Annotated in this window: 1 protein-coding gene; it reads right to left on the bottom strand. The window is 54.9% G+C overall.

Translation table 11 applies throughout. From position 1 onward, the window contains the following. A partial coding sequence (locus D1646_RS23800; RefSeq protein WP_160638105.1) for a flagellin occupies positions 1–1,626 on the bottom strand: 1,626 nt, incomplete at both ends.

The raw sequence follows: 1,626 nt of genomic DNA, 5'->3' as shown, positions 1-1,626 counted from the left end.
AGGTTGTTGGCGGTGTGGTCCAGACGGTTCTGGGTTGCGCCCAGAGTGCCGCGGATGGAGGAAACCTTGTTGATGGCAGTCTTGATGACATCAATGGCGGCCTGAGCATCCTCCTGGGTGGCCACACTGATCTTGTCAACGCCCAGAGCCTCGGCGTGAATGTCGCCGATGTTGACCTTGAACTGGTTGAAGTCCTCGGAGGTGTCGCCGATCTGGAGGGTCAGGGAAGTGCCAGCCTCCTTCTCCACTGTGGTCTTGGAGGTAGAGCTGTCAAACTTCTGGATCTGGCTCTCCAGGCCGAAATCGGTCATAGTCAGGTTGGCATCGCCCTCATAAGTGGAACGCTCAGTGATAACCAGAGCATCGCCACCCTTAGCGACCTGGACATTGAACATCTCGTTGTTCTTGGCAGCCACAGACAGGCGGTCCAGTGCGACACGCAAATCGTTATTGCCATCAGCCGTGTACTTGCCCAAGTCATCCAAGTCGCGGATATCCACAACTTTTACGTTGTCAGCGTACTCACCGTTGTACACCTCATCGCTGGCGGCAAAGACATAGTACTCATCGCCCAGCTGAATGCCAGAACCGTCCTTGAAGAACGCATTGATATCGTTCTTGCCGTCAGTGGCGGTGGCGTTGGCGGCATTAGTATCGAAGCGAATCAAAGCCTCGGCATAGATGGTGTTGGCGGGGGTAGTTCCCTCGTTGATATTGCTGGTGGCCTCGTGCTGCTGCGCACCGCCCACAGCATTAGTAAAAGCAATCTGCGCTTTCACGGCATCGTCAGTGCTAGTCGAATCAAGCTGGTCAGCATTGGTACCGCCAGCCGCAACCTGCTTGTAGTTCACAGCAAAGTTGAAGTTGCCCTGGAAGAAATTACCGGCTTTGGTGGCGTCATCCGTTGCAGTAACTGCGGCGTTATAGCCATCGTCAGACATCTCAAAGCGCAGCTTGTCACCGTCCCGGGTCACATTGTATTCAATAAACTCCTGCGTACCATTGTTGCCAGCCTGGATATAGACCTTGCCACCATTTTTGTCGATGGTCTCCATAATGGACTTGGCCAGATTCTCAGAAGTGATACCGTCATTATCCGCAGTGACATCGTAGGTCACACGGGTCTTACCTTCCTTATCCAAGAACAGGATGTTGTTCGTAAGCGTCTCGGTAGGCAGACTGGTATCTCCAGCCGCCGCCTGACCGCCGTCCAAGCCAAGGACCATGTCCTTCAAAGTAGTGCCAGCGGACGCAGCCTTATAGCTGGAGTTATCCAGGTCGATTGTAAAGGCAGTCTTGCCTCCAGCTGCGGCATCCTTGTGATAGCGGACACTGCTGTTGCTCACATAGGGGTCCTTCGCAGTAGCATCGGCCAAGTCCACACCGGTCAACTCCAGACCGCCCTTGCCATTCTCGCCACCAAATCCCTTATTGGCACCACTGGTCTCCGTAGTACCATTCACATTGGTGCCAATCGTCAGACCGCTGAAAATGGTCTCGGTACTGGCCCGGCGGCCGTCAGCGTCCAGGGAGCCGTCCAGCAGCTTGATGCCGTTGAAGTTGGCGCTGTCGGCGATACGGTTGATTTCGGAGTTCAGCTGGTCGATCTCCTGCTGGAGGGCGTTA

It is taken from the genome of Pseudoflavonifractor sp. 60 (genome assembly GCF_009911645.1).
GTDB lineage: Bacteria > Bacillota > Clostridia > Oscillospirales > Oscillospiraceae > Lawsonibacter.
This window is presented reverse-complemented; position numbering and strand designations above follow the sequence as displayed.